The organism is Kribbella sp. NPDC056951 (assembly GCF_042674205.1).
GTDB classification, from domain to species: Bacteria; Actinomycetota; Actinomycetes; order Propionibacteriales; family Kribbellaceae; genus Kribbella; species Kribbella yunnanensis.
This window is the reverse complement of record NZ_JBHUQZ010000001.1, coordinates 1,413,639-1,432,945: the sequence shown is the minus strand read 5'-3', so window position 1 is coordinate 1,432,945 and position 19,307 is coordinate 1,413,639. Positions and strand designations below refer to the sequence as shown.

Genomic DNA, 19,307 nt, shown 5'->3' with positions numbered 1-19,307 from the left:
ACCCTGCTGAGACCGTCCGGCGAGAGGTAGCGGCCGGAAGTACGTTCCGGACGGTACTTTCGGCCGGTTCTGCGCCGGTACCGCCCGAAAGTACGCTGGGCAGATGCGTTGGGCGAGAGACATCGCGCTGGGCGGCCTGCTCACCGCACTACTCGGATTCACGGCGTACCAGCTCGCGGTCGTCTGGGGGCCGACGTACTGGATCCTCGACACGGCGGCGGGCGCGGTGACGAGCGTGATCGCCTTGCTGCGCAGGCGCGACCGATGGCGTACGGCGATCGCAGGGCTCACCACAGCGGCGGTGACCATGGGGGTTGCGTGGCTGGCGGATCTGCCGACCGAACCGGGGCCGGCGATGGCGCTGGCACTGGCCGTGCTGGTCGGCGAAGCGGTCGCGAGGCTGTCAGCAATACAAGCAGGCGTGATCGCGGGCGGCGGATTGCTGGTCGCGGCGGGCTGTCTCGGGCTCAACTACGGCTCAGGCATCGCCACGATGAATGTCATCGGTTGGCTCGGCGCGGTATCCATCGGCACCTGCCTAAGACTGCGCGCCGTACGGCGACGTGCGATCGCCACGCGGATCCGGCAGGAGGAGCGGGTGGACCTCGCCAGAGAACTGCACGATGTCGTCGCCCATCACATCGCCGGCATCGTCCTCCAAGCACAAGGCGCGCGAATTGCGGGCCGTCGGCAACCAAACCTGTACGACGAATCGCTGGCGGGCATCGAGTTCGCCGGCGCCGAGGCGTTGACGGCGATGCGTCGAGTCGTCGGACTGCTGCGAGACGGCGACGCGGTGTCCGGCCCGACAGGTTTGGACCAACTGAAAGAGCTGGTCGATCGCTTCAACGGGCCAACGCCCCAACTCCACCTTCCCGACAACGAACCCGACTGGCCGCAGGAAGTCACGACCACCGTCTGTCGAATCGTGCAGGAGTCCCTCACCAATGTCGCCCGGCACGCTCCCCACGCCGACGCCGTCACGGTGAACGTGCGACAGACCGGGCGTGCGGTCACCGTCGACGTACTGGATGACGCCGAGCCCGGCTCCGTGCGATACAAGCGGGCCGGATTCGGACTGGTCGGGATCCGGGAGCGCGTCGAGGCGCTCGGCGGCACGCTGACCGTCGGTCCGCGCGCCGCCAAGGGATGGGCCGTCTCCGCGTCACTTCCACTCGGACCGGCCCGATGACGATCAGCGTGCTGCTGGCGGACGACCAGGCGATGGTTCGCAACGGCCTAAGGCTGATCCTGGAGAACGAGCCCGATATCCACGTGACCGCTGAAGCCGCGGACGGCGTCGAGGCGATCGCGCTGGCGAGGGAGTTGCGACCGGACGTGTGCCTGGTCGACATCCGGATGCCACGGCTCGACGGGGTCGCGGTGACTCGCGCGCTCGCCGGACCCGACGTACCGGAGCCGTTGAAGGTGGTCGTTGTGACCACCTTCGATCTGGATGAATACGTGTACGGCGCGCTGCGCGGTGGGGCGGCCGGGTTCATCCTGAAGGATGCCGGACCGGCCTTGCTGGCTGAGGCGGTTCGGGCCGCACATGCTGGGGATGCGCTCGTGTCGCCCTCGATCACGGCGCGACTGCTGCGGCAATTCACGCCGCCGGTAAGCCAAGCCAGGAAGCCGTTGTCCGATCGTGAGGCCGAGGTGATTCGGGCGATTGCGCGCGGGCGCACCAATCACGAGATCGCGGCCGAGTTGTTCATTTCGCTGAGCACCGTCAAAGGCCATGTGGCCGGTATTCAGAACAAGCTCGGCGTACGCAATCGGACCGAGGTCGCTATTTGGGCTTGGCAGTCCGGTCTGATGTAGAACGGCGGAACCTCGAGCGGAATCGCGAGTCGTATTCCAGATTCACATATCCCGAGGAATGCACCCCGACCGCGACGACGGCCGTGGCCAGGAACACGATCCCCGCAATGAGAGACATGTGCCAGAAACCAGCCGTGAGACCGACGAACGCCGCGCCCTGAGCGATCGCCTTGGCTGTCGCGACCGGTCGCGACACGGTGGCCCGGCGCCGGAACTCCTCCTGGCGGTTCAGGACCAGGAGGGCGGCCAGCAGCGGAGTCGCGACGGCGAAGGCGATGACGCAGATCAGCGCCGACAGGTCGAGTGAGGTCTCGGTCAGGAACGGCTGGACCATCACCAGGCCGGCCGCGGCCAGGCCGCCGTACATGAGGTTCGCCTGGCGGATCCACTCGGTCTGGACCGCCGGATCGGCAGTGGCATCCTCGATGTGCTGACGGATACGTTCCGCCTCGGCGTCCGCCGCGGCCTCGGCTTCTGCCTCCGCGAGACGTGCCTGTTCCACCGTGAGGTCCTCGTCCTTGGTCACGCGCACATCCTGTCAGCTTCCCCGGCAACCACCTCACGGCCCGTTGAGGCAAGCCACTGTCAGCGATTCTCACAAGTTTCTAACACCGATTTCGACGTGCCCCATGCATCGGGCATCCTGACCCGCGTGACCACTCCAGACGAGTACGTCGTCCCTGCTGTCGTGAAGGGGCCGGATGAGCAGGCGGCCGCCGGGCGCGGGCTGACGAGCTGGCTGCTGCAGCACCGGGTGCAGCCGGTCGGGCCGGAAGCGAGCGAAGGCCACGCGCCGCCGCAGGCCTGGTGGAAGGTCATGTGTCTGACCGGCGTCGATTACTTCTCGACGCTGTCCTATCTGCCCGGAATCGCCGCCCTGGCCGCCGGTGCGCTCTCGCCGCTGGCGACCTTGCTGATCGTTGCCTTGACGCTGCTTGGGATGCTGCCGATGTACCGGCGGGTGGCCAAGGAGAGTCCGCACGGGCAGGGCTCGATCGCGATGCTGGAGAACCTGCTGCCGTTCTGGCGCGGCAAGCTGTTCGTCCTGGTACTGCTCGGCTTCGTCGCAACGTCGTGGATCATCACCATCACTCTCTCGTCGGCCGACGCCACCGTGCACCTCGTCGAGAACCCGTACACCCCGGACTTCCTCCACGGCCAAGAGGTCGCGGTCACCGTCGTACTGCTGCTGATCCTCGGCGGCGTCTTCCTGCTGGGCTTCAGCGAAGCGGTAGGCGTGGCGATCCCGCTGGTCGGCGTCTTCCTGGCCCTCAACGCCGTCATCGTGGTCGTCGGCCTGTACGACGTCGCTACGGTTCCCGGCGCGTTCGACGCCTGGGTCGATGCGTTGACCGCCGGTCGGGAGGGCATCGGTGGAGTCGTCGGACCGGCCATCGTCGCCTTCCCACTGCTCGTGCTGGGAATGTCCGGGTTCGAAACCGGCGTCAGCATGATGCCGCTGGTCGCCGCCGAGGGCGAAGACGCCGAGCAGAAGCTGGCCGACCGGATCCGGAACACGAAGAAGCTGCTCACCGCGGCCGCGCTGATCATGAGCGTCTACCTGCTCGCCACCAGCTTCATCACGACCGTGCTCATCCCCGCCAAGGAGTTCGAGGCCGGCGGCGAAGCCAGCGGTCGCGCGATGGCCTACCTCGCGCACGAGAAACTCGGCGAAGCCTTCGGTACAGCGTATGACCTGAGCAGCGTGCTGATCCTGTGGTTCGCGGGTGCCTCGGCCATGGCCGGGCTGATCAACATCGTGCCGCGCTACCTCCCGTCGTACGGGATGGCACCCGAGTGGGGCCGCGCCGTCCGACCCGTCGTGCTCGTCTACACCGCGATCAGCATCGCGATCACCATCGCCTTCGGCGCCGACGTCGACGCCCAGGCAGGGGCCTACGCGACCGGCATCCTGGTCATGATGGTCTCCGGCGCGGTCGCCGTGGCCATCTCCGCCGTCCGGCGTCGTCAGCGCAAGGCGTCCATCGCGTTCACCGTGCTCACCCTGGTCCTGCTCTACGCGCTGGTCGAGAACATCATCGAGAAGCCCGACGGCATCGCCATCTCCGGCCTGTTCATCGCCGGCATCATCACCGTCTCGCTGATCTCCCGAGTCTCCCGCACCACCGAACTCCGCGCCGACCGGATCGAGTTCGACGACGCGGCCCGCGCCTTCATCACCGACTCGATCCGCAACGACGGCATCCTCAACATCATCGCCAACCAGCGCCAGGCCGGTGACGCCGCCGAGTACGCCGCGAAGGAGGCCGACGTCCGCGACGCCGACCCCGTCCCCCGCCGTACCGACGTGTTGTTCCTGGAGATCGACGTCGTCGACCCCTCCACCTTCAGCGACGTCCTACGCGTCACCGGCGTGGAAATCGACGGACACCGCATCCTCCGCGCCGACAGCCCGGCCGTCCCCAACGCCATCGCCGCCATCCTGCTCGCCCTCCGCGACACCACCGACGTACTACCGCACTGCCACTTCGAATGGTCCGAAGGCAACCCCCTCAGCCACCTACTCCGCTACCTAATCCTCGGCCGCGGCGACACCGCCCCCGTAGTCCGCGAGATCATCCGCCAGCACGAGTCAGACACGAACCGCCGACCCGGCATCCACGTGGGCTGAGCCCGGACCGCCAACACTCACCAAGTCCCCAAAACCCCGGCCAGCAACCAGCCTCTGAGCGTGATCCCGCCCAGCCGACGAAGGTTAGTGAGTGGGGGCGGTCCGCTCACAGTGCCTTGAGGAGGCGCGAAAAGCCCCAGAAAGCGCCGTCCCAACCCGTGGTCACGAACGCACAAGGACGCCCTCGCAAACGTCCTTGTGCGCGAGTTCAAGCAGGTCCAGATTCAAATCTCACCAGCAGTCGACATAGTTCAGGTTCGACTTCGGGATGTAGTCGGTGGCGAAGTTGTTGTGTGGTGTGCCGCCGTGGGTGAAGTACCAGTTGTCGACCCTGACCCAGGCTTGACCGACAGACCTGGAATTGATGATGACGCCGGCGCTCATGCCGCCGACGATCGGGCTGCTGTAGGTGTAGCTGTCGTAAACGTTGGTGCCACCAGATTCGACGGTGTACTGCCAGGTCGAGCAGGCGGCGGTTGACGCTGAGGCAGGCTGTGCACCCAGGGCGGTGAGGCCGGCACCGGTCATCAGAGCGACTGCTGCCAGGCGTGAGATTCGAGCCATCAGAAAGGTCCTCCCGTTGGACGATTGTCGTCGAGACAGAGCCTGACGAGTCGGCCTTCGGAGAACCTTCGGAATTCCTTGAGCCGGTCAGGACGAGTCGAGTTCGGCGCGGAGGGACTCCGCTTGGGGGTGGTCGAGTTCCTCGAAGATGCGCAGTGCTTCGGCCTTGGCGGCGCGGGCTGCGCCGAGGTCGGCGTGGACCTCGCCCAGCGACTGCAGGGCGTTCGCGAGGTACGGCCTGTCGCCGTGACGGCGAGACAGCTGTACGGCGTGCTGGTACGCGCGGGCCGCCTCGTCGTGGCGACGGTCTCGCTGACTCAGATAGCCGAGGGTGGCGTGGACGCCGGCCGCGGATTTGCCGTCGCCGAGTTCATCGGCGAACCGCAGAGCCGCTCGGGCGTAGGTGGTTGCGTCGTCCAGCCGGCCGAGTCGTGCCAGGTACCAGCTGATCGTTTCGAGGGTACGGAGCTGACCGCGCCGGGATCCCTGCGCCACGAACAGCGCAAGGGCGTTCTCGGCGTAGCCAAGCGCGAGCGCGTAGCGGTCGCCGCGGGCAGCGACGAATCCCCCGATTCCCAGAACGTACGCCAGGCGAAGGCGGCAACCGGTCGCTCGCGTCTGTTCGAGCGCACGACGGAGGTGGTGCCGACCCTCGACATAATCGCCCGTCCGGGCTGAGCAGTAGGCGACACCACGGTGAGCGAGCCCGAGCGCGGTGGGGTCGTTGAGCAGCTGGGCCGACGACAGACCGACGCGAATGATGGCGAGCGCATCACGCCAGCGGCCCTGGCGCCCGAGATATGTGGCGGTCAGATCAGCTAGCTGCCAGCACCGGGCCCATAGACCGGCGCTCGCCGCCAGGTCGATCACTCTGACGAGGACCGCGAGTTCCGCGGCGAACCAGGCGAGTGCCTGTTCGACGTCCTTGATGTCTTCGAGTTCCACGTCCGGGCCGGGTGCGCCGAGTGTGTACTCGTCCCGACCTGGATTGAGCTGGCCAACTGCTCGATAAGCCGTGTGGAGGTAGTGGTCGACGAGACGCCGGCGGGCAGCGTGGGATTCCCCGGCGACGACCACCTCGGCCGCGTATGCACGAAGCAGGTCGTGGTGCGCGTAGCGGTCGTGGGCAGGGCTGTTGAGCAGTGTTGCCTGGCAGAGTCGACGCAGTTGCTGAGCCGTCTCGGTCGGAGTCGCACCAGCGAGACTCACTGCCGCTGCCAGGGAGATCTCCGGGCCGGGATGCAGGCCGAGCAACCGAAACAGACGCCGTTCGGCCGGATCCTGTGCGGCGTACGACCACGACAGAACTGTGCGCACCGAGGTCATCGGGTCTGCGGTGTCGAGCCGATCGAGCCGGTTGCTGTCGTCGGTCAGATGGTCGGCCAGGCTCGCCAACGGTCGGTCAGGCGCATGCGCGGCTTCGGCCGCGCACACCGACAAGGCCAGTGGAAGAAAGTGGCATCGCTCGGCGAGCGTGGCCGCGGCGACCGGCTCGGCGTCGACGCGACCTAGGCCGATCCGATCTGACAGCAGCGCTTTGGCCTCCGCAGGACTGAGCAGGTCCAACGTCATCGCGTGGGCGCCCAACTCAGCGACCAGCCCGGTCAGGAGGTTGCGACTGGTGACCACGACAACGCAGCCCGGAGCTGCCGGGATCAGCGGCCGCACCTGTTCGACGTTCCGGGCGTTGTCGAGAACGATCAGCAACCGCCGACCCGCAACAATGCTGCGAAACAAGGCGGTCTGAGCCTCCAGCCCCTCGGGCACCCGTGTCGGATGGATGCCGAGGGCATCGAGACAGGCGCGCACCGCATCGGCCGGATCCGTCGGTGTGCAGCTGGGGTCGAAGCCATGCAGGTCAACGAACAACTGGCCATCCGGAAACCGAGCCACGACTCGATGAGCCCAGTGCAGCGCGAGTGTGGTCTTGCCAATCCCAGCAGTGCCAGCGATGGCGCAAACCCAGTCGCCACCGGCGAGCAACCTGTCAAGAGCCTCCAACTGGACAGCCCGGCCGACGAAATGCCGGGTGGTCGACGGCAGTTGCCGCGGCACCTCCTGAGCCCGACCGATCGGATCGCGGCGGAGGACGGACAGGTGGAGTTCCTGCAATTCGTCACCCGGCTCTTCGCCGAGTTCGGCGACGAGCCGCTCGCGCAACTCGACGTACTGCTGCAAAGCCTCGGCGCGGCGCCCCGCTTGTGTCAACGACCGAATCAGGTAGCCGGACAGCGGCTCCGACAACGGAAAGTCGCCCACGAGCCCAGCGAGTCCATCCGCCAATCCGCTGAGCTGCCCCGCATGGTCCGCCTGCTCCGCAAGCAGCAGCCACGCCGACAGCCGCGCACTCGACAGCTCAGCCCTGTACGCCGTACTCCAGCAACTGTCCATCCCTGCGAGCGGAACACCCCGCCACAACGCAAGTGCCTCGCCGAGCTCGTCGATTCTCGCCCGCCCCGCCCTGGCCTCGGCCAGCACCCGCAGCAACCGCACCGAGTCGACAACCTCGTCGTCGGCCTCAAGAACGTAACCACCACCGCGGCGTACGATCTCGATGCCAACCGGACGCAGCGCGTTGCGGAGCAGACTGACATACGGATAAAGCGTCGCCGCCGGTTGCTTGGGTGGGCGCCCGCCCCACACCCGGTCAGCGATCACAGCAGTCGGTACGACGTCTCCAGCCGCCACCGCGAGAGCGGCAAGCACCATCCGCGGCTTCGCAGACCCGATGTCGAGCTCCACGCCATCGGCCCACACCTCGACCGCCCCCAGCAGACGTATCTCTGCCACCCCGAAACCTCTCCCCCGTCAACAACCGCCTGCACATGCTGACAGAGGAGAGGCCAGAAGTCAGCAGTGCAGGTGCGGACCGCCGCTGGTGCTCTGGACGTTACCGGCCCACACCCAGCCCTTGTGGCCGGACGAGGTGTCCTTCGCGTAGTACCAGAGATTGCCGAACTCGTTGAGCTTCTGGCAGTAGATGCTCGCGTGGCCGGACCTGTTGACGGAGGCACACTGAGCGGCCGGTCCGGTGTGGTAGGGCACGGATCCGCGCGTCACCAGGGTGCTGTTCGAGTCCCTGACAGAGGGGGACTGGGTGCAGTCGATGGCGTGGGCCGCGCCCATGTTGACGACCGCAAGTGACGAGCCCACCAGAGCAGCCCCCGCGAGTACGCGGCCTGCCGATGCCAGTTTGATCATGTCGCTCTCCTGTTCTGTGCCGTTGCTTCGGTGCGACGACTCAAACAGCAGGCGCTTGGGAAAAGCTTCGACTTACCTTGAGGCACCCATCCGCTCGGCAAGAGCGCTACGGGCCTGTACGGCGGCTGGTCCGGCAAAGCCGGCGAGTGTGTCGAGGGCCTGTCGCCAGGTACGGCGAGCGGCGGCGTGGTCACCGGCGGACTCCAGTGCGTCGCCGAGGTGTGCGAGGGTATCGGCCACGAAGTGCTGGTCACCGGCCTCTCTCCAGGCCGCAACCGCATGCCGATAGGCGTCGACGGCATCGCGGTGATCGCCCGTCTGGTGGTACGCGTAGCCGAGGCTGTCCCAGGCTGCCCCTTGGCCTCTGCGGCTGCCGACCTCAGTGGCGATCGCGATCGCCGCCTGACAGGCGGACACGGCCTCGTCGTACTCGCCGAGCAGTGCGCTGAACCAGCCAACCTGGTTCAGCGAACCTCCGCGGCCGGCCGCGTTGCCAACACGCGTGTGGAGTTCGCAGGCCTCCTGGGCGTGCCTCCTGGCCGCTGCGTAGTCGAGCTGGTGTTCATGGAGCGCGGCCATCAGTTGGTGGCAGTGCGCCTCGCTGACCGGATCACCACTGTCACGGGCGATCTCGAGGGAGGCTTCGAGATGACAGCTCGCCTCCGCGTACCGGCCCAGGCCGATGCAAGCCCGGCCGAACCCTTGACGGGCCATGCTCGCCGCCGACCGGTCGCCGAGCCGCTCCGCAGCCGACAGCGCGAGGTCCTCGACCGTGATCCAGTCGTCGAACAACTTCCGCTGCCACAGGGATGTCCCGAACGTGTCACTGAGCTGGACCACAGCCGCGTCGAGGCCCGTCGTCGCGGCGAACTGGACGAGCCTCAGCAGGATCGGGCGTTCTGCGGCGAACCAGGCCACGGCCGCCTCGATGTCGGCCGGTTCATCGGGCCACACACCAGGCTGAACGGGCGGCGGTACCAGCGGCGGCGGAGTGCGATGCGGGGTCAACGACTGCTCGCTGGTGTAGGAGCCCCACAGGTAGTGGTCCAGCATGCGGCGGGCGGCGGCTGGGCGGTCGGGGTCGGACTCCGCGAGGCCGGCGGCGTAGACGCGGACGAGGTCGTGCATGCCGTAGCGGCCGTTCTGCGCGGTCACCAGATGAGCCGCCTCTAGCCGGCGTAGGGCGATGTGTACGTCGGTGTTGCCGGTGAGGCTTGCGGCCGCGGTCAGGGAGATGTCCGGGCCCGGATGCAGCCCGAGCAGCCGAAAGGTCCGCTGGTCTTCCGGTTCGAGGGCGTCGTACGACGAATCGAACACGGCTCGGATCGTCGTCCTCGGATCGTCGGTGTCCAAGGCATCCAGTCGGCACTGGATGGTCGCCAGCTGATCTGCCAGCTCGGCCAGTGGTTGCGTGGGGTATCGGGCTGCGCGTCCGGCGACGACGGCGAGTGCCAGTGGCAGGCCGCCACAAGGGCGGAGGAGGTTGTCGACTGCGGTCGGTTCGGCTGCGAGTCGTTCCTCGGTCAGGCGGGCTTGCAGTAGGGCCCGGGCGTCGGCTGCAGCGAGCAGGTCGAGGCAGATCGGCTCGGCGCCGCGCTCGGCGACCAGACCGGTCAACGCGTTGCGGCTGGTGACCAGCACCAGACAGCCGCCGGCCCCCGGCAACATCGGGCGGACCTGCTCGGCATCGCGCGCGTTGTCCAACAGCACCAGCACGCGCCGGCCGGCCACCAGGCTGCGGAACAAGGCGGCCCGCGCCTCCAAGCCGGGCGGAATGTCCTGCGGCGGCTGTCCGAGTGCATCCAGCACACCACGGACGGCCTCGCTGGGCGGCATCGGCGTACCGAGAGGGTCGAAGCCGCGGAGATTCAAGTAGAGCTGTCCATCGGGAAAACGCCCGGCCACCTGATGCGCCCAGTGCACTGCCAGCGTCGTCTTGCCGATACCTCCGGGGCCGGTGATCGCCGCAACCACGGCCGCGCCTTCGGCGCCGACTCCCACCGTGTCGGCCAGCTCGTCGAGCCGCTTCAGGTGCTCCACCCGACCGACGAAGGGCCGCGCGACCGCAGGCAGTTGGCGCGGTACGGCGGCAGTGGTATCGCGGCGCGGTTCCGCCAACCGGGCCGGTGGGCTGCGGAGCAAGTTCGTATGCAGTTCGCTGAGTTCGTGGCCGGGCTCCACACCGAGCTCATCCGCCAGCCGCTCCCGCAGTCCTGCGTAGTGGTCGAGGGCCTCGGCCCGTCGCCCGGCGAGCGTCAGCGCACTCAGCACGTACCCGGCGAGCGGCTCGGACAACGGGTAGTCCTCGGTCAGCGCGAGCAATTCCTCCGCGATCAGGTCGAGGCTCCCCGCCTGTTCCCGGTGTCGAGCGAGCCCTAGCCAGCCGGCGAGTCGTTCCTGGCTCAGCGTTGCCCGAAAGCTGTCCACCCAGTCCCCCGACAGATCAGCCAGCGGCCGACCTCGCCACAACGCGAGCGCTTCGTCGAGCAATTCGATCGCGCCCGACTGATCGGATTCCTTCGCGGCCCGCACCCGATCGCGGAACCTCGCCACATCTACGTCGGCGGCCGCGACATCGCAGAGGTAGCCGCCAGATCGCCGTACGATCTCGATGCCGGCCGGCTCGAGCACCTTGCGGAGCTTGCTCAGGTACGGATACAGCGTCGCGGCCGGACGGCCGGGCAGCTCCTGCCCCCAGACCCGATCCATCAGCACCTCGACCGGCACCAGGGTTCCGGGAGATGCGGCCAGCACCGCAAGCACCAGCCGGGGCTTGGCGGAGCCGATCTCCAGCCGCGCGTCGCCGACCTGTACCTCAACCGGACCGAGCAGCCGAATCTCCAATGACGCCTCCAACGCCGGGTCTGCAATTTACCGCGTGCCGGGGCCGCGGCCGGTGAGCTGGGACACAGTTGGTCACAGAGTCTGTGGGGGATCCGTCAGCAGATCAGAGACGATCGCTGAGGAGTGATGATGACGATTCTGGTGACTGGTGGGACGGGGACGCTCGGCAGGTTGGTGGTTCCGCAGTTGACGGGGGCCGGGTACGACGTGCGTGTGCTGAGCCGGCGTGGGGGCGTGAACGCGGACGGGGTCGAGCACGTGCGGGGCGATCTGCTGGTGGACGGCGGACTGGATCTCACGGGGATCGACACTGTGGTTCACCTGGCTGGTGGTGCGAAGGGGGATGCGCTGGCGGCGGGGAAACTGGCGCGGGCGGCTGCGGCGGCGGGGGTTCGGCATCTGGTGCATATCTCGGTGATTGGGGCGGACACGATGCCGATTGGGTACTTCCGGGAGAAGCTGGGGGCTGAGCAGGCGGTGCGGGCGTCTGGGGTGCCGTGGACGATTCTTCGGGCGGCTCAGTTCAACAGCCTGACCTATGCGGTTGCGCAGAAGATGGGTGGGCTGCCGGTGGTGCCGGTGCCGGGTGGGTTGCGGTTTCAGCCGGTTGATGAGCGGGACGTGGCTGACCGGATCGCGGAACTGGCGATGGGTGAGCCGGCAGGCGCCGTACCGGATCTGGCGGGGCCGACCGTCTATGACATGGGTGAGCTGGTTGACGGCTACCTGCAGAGCCATGGCAAGCGCCGGCTGCACCTGCCGATTCGGATGCCGGGCAAGGTGGGTCGGGCCTATCGCGCGGCGGAGAATCTGAGCCTGGTCGGTGCCACCACCGGCACACGTACTTGGGCGGACTACCTCGCCGAGAAGTCGTAGGATGGTCTAGGCCGCTCCAGAAAGTGGGTTGCCGGAAGAACGGAGTTACGGGAGCACGGCATGCCCCAACACAACTCGTCCGCGGAAGCGTTCGGGAGACTGGCTACCGAGCTGCAGGCCGCTGACGGCCTCGAGTTGACGATCGACGGGATCGTCCAGTTCGCTCTGACTGCAGTCTGGTGCAAGTACGCGTCGGTGGTGCTGATCGGTCCGAACCGGAAGCCGCAGGTGATGGCGATGACGGACCCTCGGCTGACCAAACTCGACGAAGCGGTGATCGAGGCCGACGACGGGCCGCTGCTGACGGTGATCCGGGAGAACGTCGCGGTGCTCGTCCCGGATATCGCGACCGACTGCCGGTGGTCGACTGCCTGGTCCGACGCATTGATTGCCGAAGGCATCCATTCGGCAATCCACCTGCCGTTGCCGATCGGTGGCCGGGCGCGGGCCGTGATGAGCCTGTACAGCGACGTACCGAACGGGTTCGGCGCCGATGAGCTGGCGGTGGCCCAGATCCTGGCCGACCACGCGACGGTCGCGATCGCCGGTGCTCGTCGTGAGGTCGATCTGTCCCTGGCCGCGGATGCGCGGAACCTCGTCGGCCAGGCCATGGGCATCCTCATGGAGCGCTACGACCTCGACCACGAGCAGGCGTTCGCGGTCCTCAAGCGCTACTCCCAGGACAACAACCGCAAACTCCACGACGTCGCCCGCGAACTGATCGACACGCGAGTACTACGGAAGCCCGGCTGACCGTTACCTGGTCGCGGCAGCGGTCACGACCTGGGCGGCGATCCGGGTGATGGGTTGCCGCTGCGCAGCGGCCAGCGCGACCAACCGGTCGAAGGCGGCGTCCATACCGAGGTTGTCGGTGTAGGCGAGCACGCCCTTGGCCTGTTCGATGATGGTTCGTTCCGCCAGGGCCGCCCGGGTTTGCACGAGCAGCCGATCCATGGACACGTCGCCGGCGTGGAGGACAGCCAGGGTGGCGATCGCGGCGAACGCCCTCGCGGCGTCGTCGACCGGCTGCTGCTGCGCGGCGGCCGGTGCGGTGACGAAGAAAAGCCCGACCGCTCCCAGCTCACGGCCGTGCCAGCGCAGTGGTGTGGCGTGCACTCCGGAGAATCGGTTCCGCGCGAAGACGTCGGCCAGGTCCGGCCAGGCCGAGGCGATGTCGTCAGCCCCGTAGACCGAGACCGAGTGGCCGGTCCGGCTGGCATCGATACACGGTCCTAGATCGCCGTGCAGCTGGTAGAGCTCCAGCTCCGCGGCCCGATGGGTCGTGGAGGCGAGCAATTCCAGTCGCCCACTGCGGTCGTTGCGCAGCAGCAGTCCGGCGGCGTCCGCCCCGACCGCTCGGGCTGCCCCGGCGAGCAGGTGCGTCACCGTCCCGACGATGTCGTGTTCCTCGACCAGTACCGCCGTCGCCTCGGCCAACTCCCGCAACGTCCGGTCAAGGACGTTACCGGCGCCGCCGTCCGCCTCGTACTGCGTCATGTGTCCTCCCGAAGATCGAGGCGACGCTGAACGATCTGTTCCGCGATCATTTCCACTGTCGCATTGTCCGCGAACGCGTGGGCCCGCAGGATCGCCATCGCGTCCTCAGGCCCGACCCGCAGTTGAGCGATCAACATGCCGGTCGCCTGGTGAACCACCGCACGAGCGGCCCAGGCGCCGTCCGCGTCGAGCAGGTCGGAGTCATTCAGTACGGCGGCACCGATCGCATCCGCCAGGAATTGCAGCACCGCGGGCGACTCGGTCAGTTCGCCGGCCCGGGCGTAAACGCTGAAGACCCCCATCGGCGTACTGATCGGGCGCATCGGGAAACAATGCAGGGTCACGTCGTCGGCCGTCTCCCGGGCAGTCCGGATGAACTCGGGCCAGCGTCTGCCGGAGCCGGGCCGCAGATCGGCCGAGAAGGCCACATTGTCGCGGTACGCCTGGCGCCCTGGTCCGTCGGCCAGGATGTCATGGAGGTTCTCGAACTGGGCGGCGATATCGTCCGTCGCCGTCAGCAACAGTCGGGTGTTCTCGTCGCTGTACAGACTCACCGAACTACCTCTGCCGCTCACCAACTGCCGGCTGGCCTCGCACAGCCGAGTCACCCACTGCTCCTGCGGATCGCCGGCTGCCGCGAGTTGGGCCAACCTGGTCAGCACTGCCGACCGGTCAACCATCATCATCTCCGCACGGTCGAGGATTTGGCCGAACCTGTCGGGCGGTCACCGAACAGCCTCTGTTCTACCTGTGCCCACCCCTATGCCAGTCGCCACCACGCCGGAGCCGAGCACTCAAAGTTACCTGGCCCGCGATACAGGGCCCGGTCAGCGCGAATCCGGTAGTTGGCGAGTCTTGATGAGGTGTACGGCGACATCGCGCAGCTTGGTGTTCGTGTCCTGGGAGTAGCGTTTCAGGATCGCGAAGGCTCGGTCGGCGTCGAGGTCGTACCGCTCCATCAGGATCCCCATCGCCTGCCCGACCAGCTTGCGCGCATCGATCGCCACACTCAGGCCCTGCTCCTTGCGAGCAGTCGCAACAGCCACCGACGCGTGCCGCGCCAGGATCGCCGCGATCGCCTGGTCGTCCGCAGCAAAGGCGTCCGGCTCCACGCTGTACAACCCCAGTACGCCGACCGTCCCGCTCGCCGTCGTCAGCGGTACGTCGAGCACACTGCGCACCCCGAGTGACAGCACCTTCGCCGACCAGTCGGGCCAGCGCTCATCCACTGCAGTGTCGCGCACGAGAACCGTCCGGTGCTCACGCATCGACTCGATCAGCGGACCAGCTCGCAGTTCCATCTGCCACTGGTAGATCTGGCTAACCACCGGATCAGTCACCGCCGGCACCTCAGGCCGACCGCGCACACTCAACGCGACCCCAGCATGCGAGCACGTCAACGCCTGCAACGAGAACTCAACCACCGCCTGCACCGTCTCGGTCAAACCCCGAGTCTCGTGCAGCTCCAAGGCAAGCGCCGCAAAGTGGTCCGCCTGCACTTTTCGATACGACGTATCGATGTCACCAATTGCCATCTGCACTCCAGCAAGGACGTGTCTCCACTACCTCTGCTGGATTCCTAACAGCGGCTCCGCTACAGCGTTGCACGACAAAGCCCACAGCGCCAGCCCGCATCCGTTACGGTGGCCTCGTGGTGGTCGACGGGCGCGATGGTGACCGCGTGCGGTTGGATGAGGTGCTTGCCAGCGGTCCGTTCAGTCTTGCGTTGAAGTTGGCGATCCGGGGTAGTGGGCTGAGTCTTGACCGGTTGCAGCACAAGTTGGAAGAGCGTGGGACTCGGGTCAGTAAGACGGCGTTGAGTTATTGGCAGCATGGGCGGACGCGGCCGGAGCGGCCGGAGTCGTTGCGGGCTTTGGCGGCTGTTGAGCAGGTGTTGGGGCTTGAGGCGGAGGCGTTGTCGTCGTTGTTGGGGCCACCGCGGCCTCGGGGGCGGTGGTTGGCGCAGCAGCCGAATTCCTTGCGGCTGGATGAGGCCTGGGCTCGGCCTGATGGGTTGTCGCGGGCGCTGCAGCGGATGGGGACGAGTCTGGATGCGCTGCATCGGCTCACCAAGGTGGGCGTGCACATCACCAGCACCGTTGGGTCGAACCACAAAATGCTCGAGTCCAGCTATCTGGTCGTGGTTCGCGCGGCGCAAGACGTCGATCGGTACGTCGGTGCGTTCCGGACCGATGCCGGGATGGTCGAGCCGCTGCGGATCGAGGACACTGTCGGCTGCCGGCTCGGTCGGCTGCGTGACGACGAAGCCACTGGGTTCTGCACGTATGAGCTGTTGCTGGAGCGGCCGTTGCGGGCGGGCGAGCTGACGGTGTTGCGGTACACGCTGCGGTCGGTGACGGCGGAGATCGACGCGTATCAGTCGCATCGGGCCGCGCCCGGGCTGCTGGATTTCTCGATTCAGGTGCGCTTCGATCCGTCGTGCCTTCCGGCGCGGGTGTATCGCACGCACCGGCTGTCGATCGCGGACAGCGAGCCGAAGGAGACCGAGCTGTGGCTCGGTGCGTCGCACACGGCTCAGCTGGTCGAGGTGAACCCGTCGCCTGGGATCTACCGGGTCGCGTGGGCTTGGGACTGACCGACCGCAGCGGCCGCAAGAGCAGTGGTCAACGGTACGGCGGCGATGATGCCGAGGCTGCCGACCAACCCGTTGACGATCTGCGTGGCGACGGTCTCCAGCGACACGACGTACGCGTCCGGGGTGCCCGTGATGGCGAACAGCATCAGCAGCGGCAGGGCCGCACCGGCATAGGCCAGCACGAGCGTGTTGACCACGGATGCGACGTGCGAACGGCCGATCCGCAGCCCGGCCGCGAACAATTCGCGCCGCCTCGCAGAAGGGTTTGCCGCTGACAGTTCCCATACCGCCGCGGTCTGAGTAACGGTCACATCGTCCAGTACGCCGAGGGCCCCGATCACCAGCCCCGCCACGACCAGCGACTGCAGGTTGACCCCGCCGGGAACGTACGACGCCACCTCGGACGCGCCATTGCCGTCCAATCCGCTGATCCGGCTACCCCGCACGAACAGTTCGCCGAGACCGGCGGTGAGCACCAGAGCACCCGCCGTACCGGCCATCGAGATCGCGGTCTGCACGTTCGGACCGTGGGTCAGCAGCAACGTGACGCCCATGATCACGAACGATCCGACGACGGCGACCAGCAACGGATCACCGCCAGTCAGGATCGCCGGCATCACGAACTGGGTCAGCACCACGGCAGTGACGGCCAGCGCGCCAAGCGCGGCCAGACCACGCCAGCGCGACAAGGCGATCACCGCGGCGGCGAAGATCCCGACGAGCAGCAACAACGGGCGGCCGCGATCCTGGTCGACGTACTTGTATCGCTCGTCAGCACCGGCCTCCGGACTGACCTGCATGAGGATCCGGTTGCCGGGCTGGACGCGCGGGACCAGCGGGTGCTTGACCACACGCGCGTCGACCTCGGTGCCCGTGCCCTCGCCAGCGGTCACCTTGACTAGGGCGCGGTCGCACTCATCGGGCCGTTCCGCACAACGGGCAATAGACAGTACGACGCCGCGCGCTTTCGCGGTCTGCAGCGCGTCGACCTGCACCGCATGGCTCGGCCAGAGCATCGCGACACCGACCCCGGCCGCGACCAGCAACGGCACCAGGATCGCGCCGAGGACGATCCGCACCCGCCGCGCAACAGCCACCTCGGCACCGTGACTCACAGCGGCGCCGGCGATGAGCCGGACAGCAGCCGGTACGGCGAACCTGTCCCATCGGCCGGCACTGTGAAGATGGCCGGTCCCGCTCCGTCATTCTTGCCATAGGCAATGGTCTTGTGGTCCAACCAGGCGGCCTGGTCGTCGAGGTGCGCAGTCTCGGCGAGCGGGTGGTCCGCGCCGCTGGCCAGGTCGAGGACATGCAACCGCCACTGGTCGCCGGTGCGGAACTTGTAGACGATCCGAGTCTGGTCGGGCGATACCGACGGGCACTCGACGTTCTCCCGAACGCTCGTCAGACGCCGACTGGAGAGGTCGCCGCGCATCAACCAGGTCCGCCCCTTGCTCGCCATCGTGGCGTAGAACGTCGAGTCCCTCAGGAACGTCACGCCCCAGAAGTTGACGTCCGGCGAGCTGTACCGCTTGCCGTCAACGTACGTCGTGAAGTCCTCCAACGACCCGTACTGCGTGCCGCTGCTCAGGTCGAAGATCCCTGCCGTGGTCGAGAACGCGCCCTGCCGCATGTAACTGTCGCCCGCCCGGAACACCGTCCATCCCAGCAACAGACCGTCCCGCGAGACGCGCACCCGGCTCGGATCACCCCAGACCGGCAAACTCTTGGCCAGCTCGCCGTTGCGATAGACCTCGAGCTCGGCCGACATCGGTACGCCGGTAGTCCGCAAGCAACCGAGCGTTCCCGCGCCGGCGTAGACCCGGTGGCACGACGCGCCCGAACCGATCACCTGGTCCGGGTGGTCCCGAGCCACCTGCCGGACGGTACTGGTTCGGTCGACGTACAGGAGGGTGCCGGCGCGCGAAAGGTCGAGCGGCGCCGCGGTCGGCCCATCGGCCGCGCTCGCCCGCCAGCCCACATAACCGATGCCAGCAGCAACGAACAACGCGATCAACGCAACGCCGGTGACGATTCGACTCATGAGCGTCCTCGCCTAGCCAAGAGAACCCCGGCCACCAACAACACCGCGAACACACCGAAGGCCGACCGCGCACCGGCCGCCGCCGTCGCGATCCCGAACGCCAGCGCCCCAACCGCCCGCGCCAAAGCCTGCGCAGTCTGTACGACGGCCAGCCCGGTGGCACGCAGTTCCGCCGGAATCAGCGGACCCGCGCTGGCCATCAGCACGCCGTCACTCGCGGCGTAGAACAAGCCGTGCAGCAGGAGTACCCCGCCCGCGACGACCCAGCCCTCGATACCGCCCGCGACCAGCACATAAGCGCCGGCCAGCAGGACGTGCGCGGCCAGGAACATCCGCCACCGACCGAACCGGTCGGCGAACCGGCCGAGCGGAATTGCCGCCAGCATGAAGGTTCCGGCGGTTCCGAGTGGCAGCAGCGGCAACACCTCGTTGGGCAAACCCGCCTGGCGCTGCAGGGCGACGTACAAGAACATGTCGCCGACTGTCAGCAGGCCGAGCAATGCCGCAGCGAGCACCAGCGAGCGAACACCCGGCCGCAACGCGACCCGCAGGCCCGCGCGCAGGCTGGTCGCCGCGCGCTGGGCGGCGGCTCGGCGAGGTTGGCGGACGAAGAACACCAGGACCAGTACGCCGATCGCGCCGAGGCAGAAGCTCACTGCGAACACCGAGTCGTACCCGCCCGGCAGCAGCGCGAGCAGGCCGAACGCGAGCAGTGGACCGAGCAGCGCACCCGCGGTGTCGAGCGCACGATGGACACCGAAGGCGCGACCTAGGTCGGCGGTCGGCGTGGCCAAGGTGATCATCGCGTCGCGGGGCGCAGTTCGGACGCCTTTGCCTGCCCGGTCGATCGCCACACAGGTGCTGATACCGGCGAGCGATCCACCGGCCAGCGGAAACCCGAGTCGGGTCAGCGCAGAGACGCCGTACCCGGCGATGGCGACCGCCTTCGGCCGGTTCAGCCGGTCGGCGGCGTAACCGCCTGCGAGCCGCAACAGCGCGGTCGCGCCGGTGTAGAGACTGTCCAGCGCACCCAGTTGCAGGTAGCCCAGGCCGAGCCCGTAGATCAGGTACATCGGCAACACCGCGGTGATCATCTCCGCAGAGGCGTCGGTCACGAAGCTGACGATGCCCAGGGCAACGACCGTGACCGGGACCCGGCCGCGCCGGAGACCGCCATCGACGGTTCCGGCGCGGGCCGTGTCCGCGGCTCGCATCGAAGAGAGGTACAT

At 67.6% G+C, this 19,307-nt stretch carries 17 protein-coding genes; 6 read left to right on the top strand and 11 right to left on the bottom strand.

The window, feature by feature from the left end:
- The first annotated feature begins 103 nt into the window (after positions 1-103).
- Both ACFTSF_RS06705 and ACFTSF_RS06700 read left to right on the top strand, forming a co-directional pair.
- Positions 104-1,192, top strand: a complete 1,089-nt coding sequence (locus tag ACFTSF_RS06705) for a sensor histidine kinase (RefSeq protein WP_380152857.1) — start codon at positions 104-106, stop codon at positions 1,190-1,192.
- Positions 1,189-1,824, top strand: a complete 636-nt coding sequence (locus ACFTSF_RS06700) for a response regulator (RefSeq protein ID WP_380152856.1) — start codon at positions 1,189-1,191, stop codon at positions 1,822-1,824. The genes ACFTSF_RS06705 and ACFTSF_RS06700 overlap by 4 nt, the downstream gene beginning before the upstream one ends.
- Here ACFTSF_RS06700 and ACFTSF_RS06695 read toward each other — a convergent pair.
- Positions 1,793-2,350, bottom strand: coding sequence for a hypothetical protein (locus tag ACFTSF_RS06695; RefSeq protein ID WP_380152855.1), 558 nt, complete (start codon positions 2,348-2,350; stop codon positions 1,793-1,795). The genes ACFTSF_RS06700 and ACFTSF_RS06695 overlap by 32 nt on opposite strands.
- 126 nt (positions 2,351-2,476) lie before the next feature.
- Between ACFTSF_RS06695 and ACFTSF_RS06690 the strand changes: the two genes are divergently transcribed.
- Positions 2,477-4,456: an amino acid transporter gene (locus ACFTSF_RS06690; protein ID WP_380152854.1), complete on the top strand. Its 1,980-nt coding sequence runs from the start codon at positions 2,477-2,479 to the stop codon at positions 4,454-4,456.
- A 231-nt stretch (positions 4,457-4,687) separates the two neighbouring features.
- On the opposite strand, the gene ACFTSF_RS06685 is transcribed toward ACFTSF_RS06690, so the two are convergent.
- The 4 genes from ACFTSF_RS06685 to ACFTSF_RS06670 form a co-directional block, all read right to left on the bottom strand.
- Positions 4,688-5,020, bottom strand: coding sequence for a hypothetical protein (locus tag ACFTSF_RS06685; RefSeq protein ID WP_380152853.1), 333 nt, complete (start codon positions 5,018-5,020; stop codon positions 4,688-4,690).
- A gap of 87 nt (positions 5,021-5,107) precedes the next feature.
- Entirely contained in the window at positions 5,108-7,810 is a 2,703-nt protein-coding gene (locus ACFTSF_RS06680) for a BTAD domain-containing putative transcriptional regulator (protein WP_380152852.1), read from the bottom strand.
- A 60-nt stretch (positions 7,811-7,870) separates the two neighbouring features.
- Positions 7,871-8,221, bottom strand: a complete 351-nt coding sequence (locus tag ACFTSF_RS06675; RefSeq protein WP_380152851.1) for a hypothetical protein — start codon at positions 8,219-8,221, stop codon at positions 7,871-7,873.
- Between the two features lie 72 nt (positions 8,222-8,293).
- Positions 8,294-11,065 carry a BTAD domain-containing putative transcriptional regulator gene (locus tag ACFTSF_RS06670; protein ID WP_380152850.1) on the bottom strand — a complete coding sequence of 924 codons (2,772 nt, stop codon included), beginning with the start codon at positions 11,063-11,065 and terminating at the stop codon, positions 8,294-8,296.
- 129 nt (positions 11,066-11,194) lie between these two features.
- Here ACFTSF_RS06670 and ACFTSF_RS06665 point away from each other — a divergent pair, with 129 nt between their 5' ends.
- Positions 11,195-11,941 carry an SDR family oxidoreductase gene (locus ACFTSF_RS06665; protein WP_380152849.1) on the top strand — a complete coding sequence of 249 codons (747 nt, stop codon included), beginning with the start codon at positions 11,195-11,197 and terminating at the stop codon, positions 11,939-11,941.
- Positions 11,942-12,001: 60 nt separating this feature from the next.
- Positions 12,002-12,694 carry a GAF and ANTAR domain-containing protein gene (locus tag ACFTSF_RS06660; RefSeq protein WP_380152848.1) on the top strand — a complete coding sequence of 231 codons (693 nt, stop codon included), beginning with the start codon at positions 12,002-12,004 and terminating at the stop codon, positions 12,692-12,694.
- Positions 12,695-12,697: 3 nt separating this feature from the next.
- Here the strand turns inward: ACFTSF_RS06660 and ACFTSF_RS06655 are convergent, their stop codons facing one another.
- The 3 genes from ACFTSF_RS06655 to ACFTSF_RS06645 all read right to left on the bottom strand — a co-directional run bounded on the left by ACFTSF_RS06655 (position 12,698) and on the right by ACFTSF_RS06645 (position 14,973).
- Positions 12,698-13,438, bottom strand: a complete 741-nt coding sequence (locus ACFTSF_RS06655) for an ANTAR domain-containing protein (protein ID WP_380152847.1) — start codon at positions 13,436-13,438, stop codon at positions 12,698-12,700.
- A complete protein-coding gene (locus ACFTSF_RS06650) occupies positions 13,435-14,124 on the bottom strand; it encodes an ANTAR domain-containing protein (protein WP_380152846.1) in 690 nt (229 codons plus the stop codon). Before ACFTSF_RS06650 ends, ACFTSF_RS06655 begins: the two co-directional genes overlap by 4 nt.
- 141 nt (positions 14,125-14,265) lie before the next feature.
- The gene (locus ACFTSF_RS06645; protein WP_380152844.1) at positions 14,266-14,973 is read right to left on the bottom strand and encodes a GAF and ANTAR domain-containing protein; all 708 of its coding nucleotides are present in this window, start codon (positions 14,971-14,973) and stop codon (positions 14,266-14,268) included.
- 116 nt (positions 14,974-15,089) lie between these two features.
- On the opposite strand from ACFTSF_RS06645, the gene ACFTSF_RS06640 reads away from it, so the two are divergent.
- A complete protein-coding gene (locus ACFTSF_RS06640; protein WP_380152843.1) occupies positions 15,090-16,034 on the top strand; it encodes a hypothetical protein in 945 nt (314 codons plus the stop codon).
- On the opposite strand, the gene ACFTSF_RS06635 is transcribed toward ACFTSF_RS06640, so the two are convergent.
- From ACFTSF_RS06635 to ACFTSF_RS06625, 3 genes are read right to left on the bottom strand one after another with little or no spacing between them, the layout of a single operon-like run.
- Positions 16,007-17,131: a YibE/F family protein gene (locus tag ACFTSF_RS06635; protein WP_380152842.1), complete on the bottom strand. Its 1,125-nt coding sequence runs from the start codon at positions 17,129-17,131 to the stop codon at positions 16,007-16,009. The two genes, ACFTSF_RS06640 and ACFTSF_RS06635, sit on opposite strands and share 28 nt — an antisense overlap.
- A 14-nt stretch (positions 17,132-17,145) precedes the next feature.
- On the bottom strand, positions 17,146-18,078 hold the full coding sequence (locus ACFTSF_RS06630) for a TolB family protein (protein WP_380152841.1): 933 nt from the start codon (positions 18,076-18,078) through the stop codon (positions 17,146-17,148).
- Entirely contained in the window at positions 18,075-19,292 is a 1,218-nt protein-coding gene (locus ACFTSF_RS06625; RefSeq protein ID WP_380152840.1) for an MFS transporter, read from the bottom strand. The genes ACFTSF_RS06630 and ACFTSF_RS06625 overlap by 4 nt, the downstream gene beginning before the upstream one ends.
- Positions 19,293-19,307: the final 15 nt, after the last annotated feature.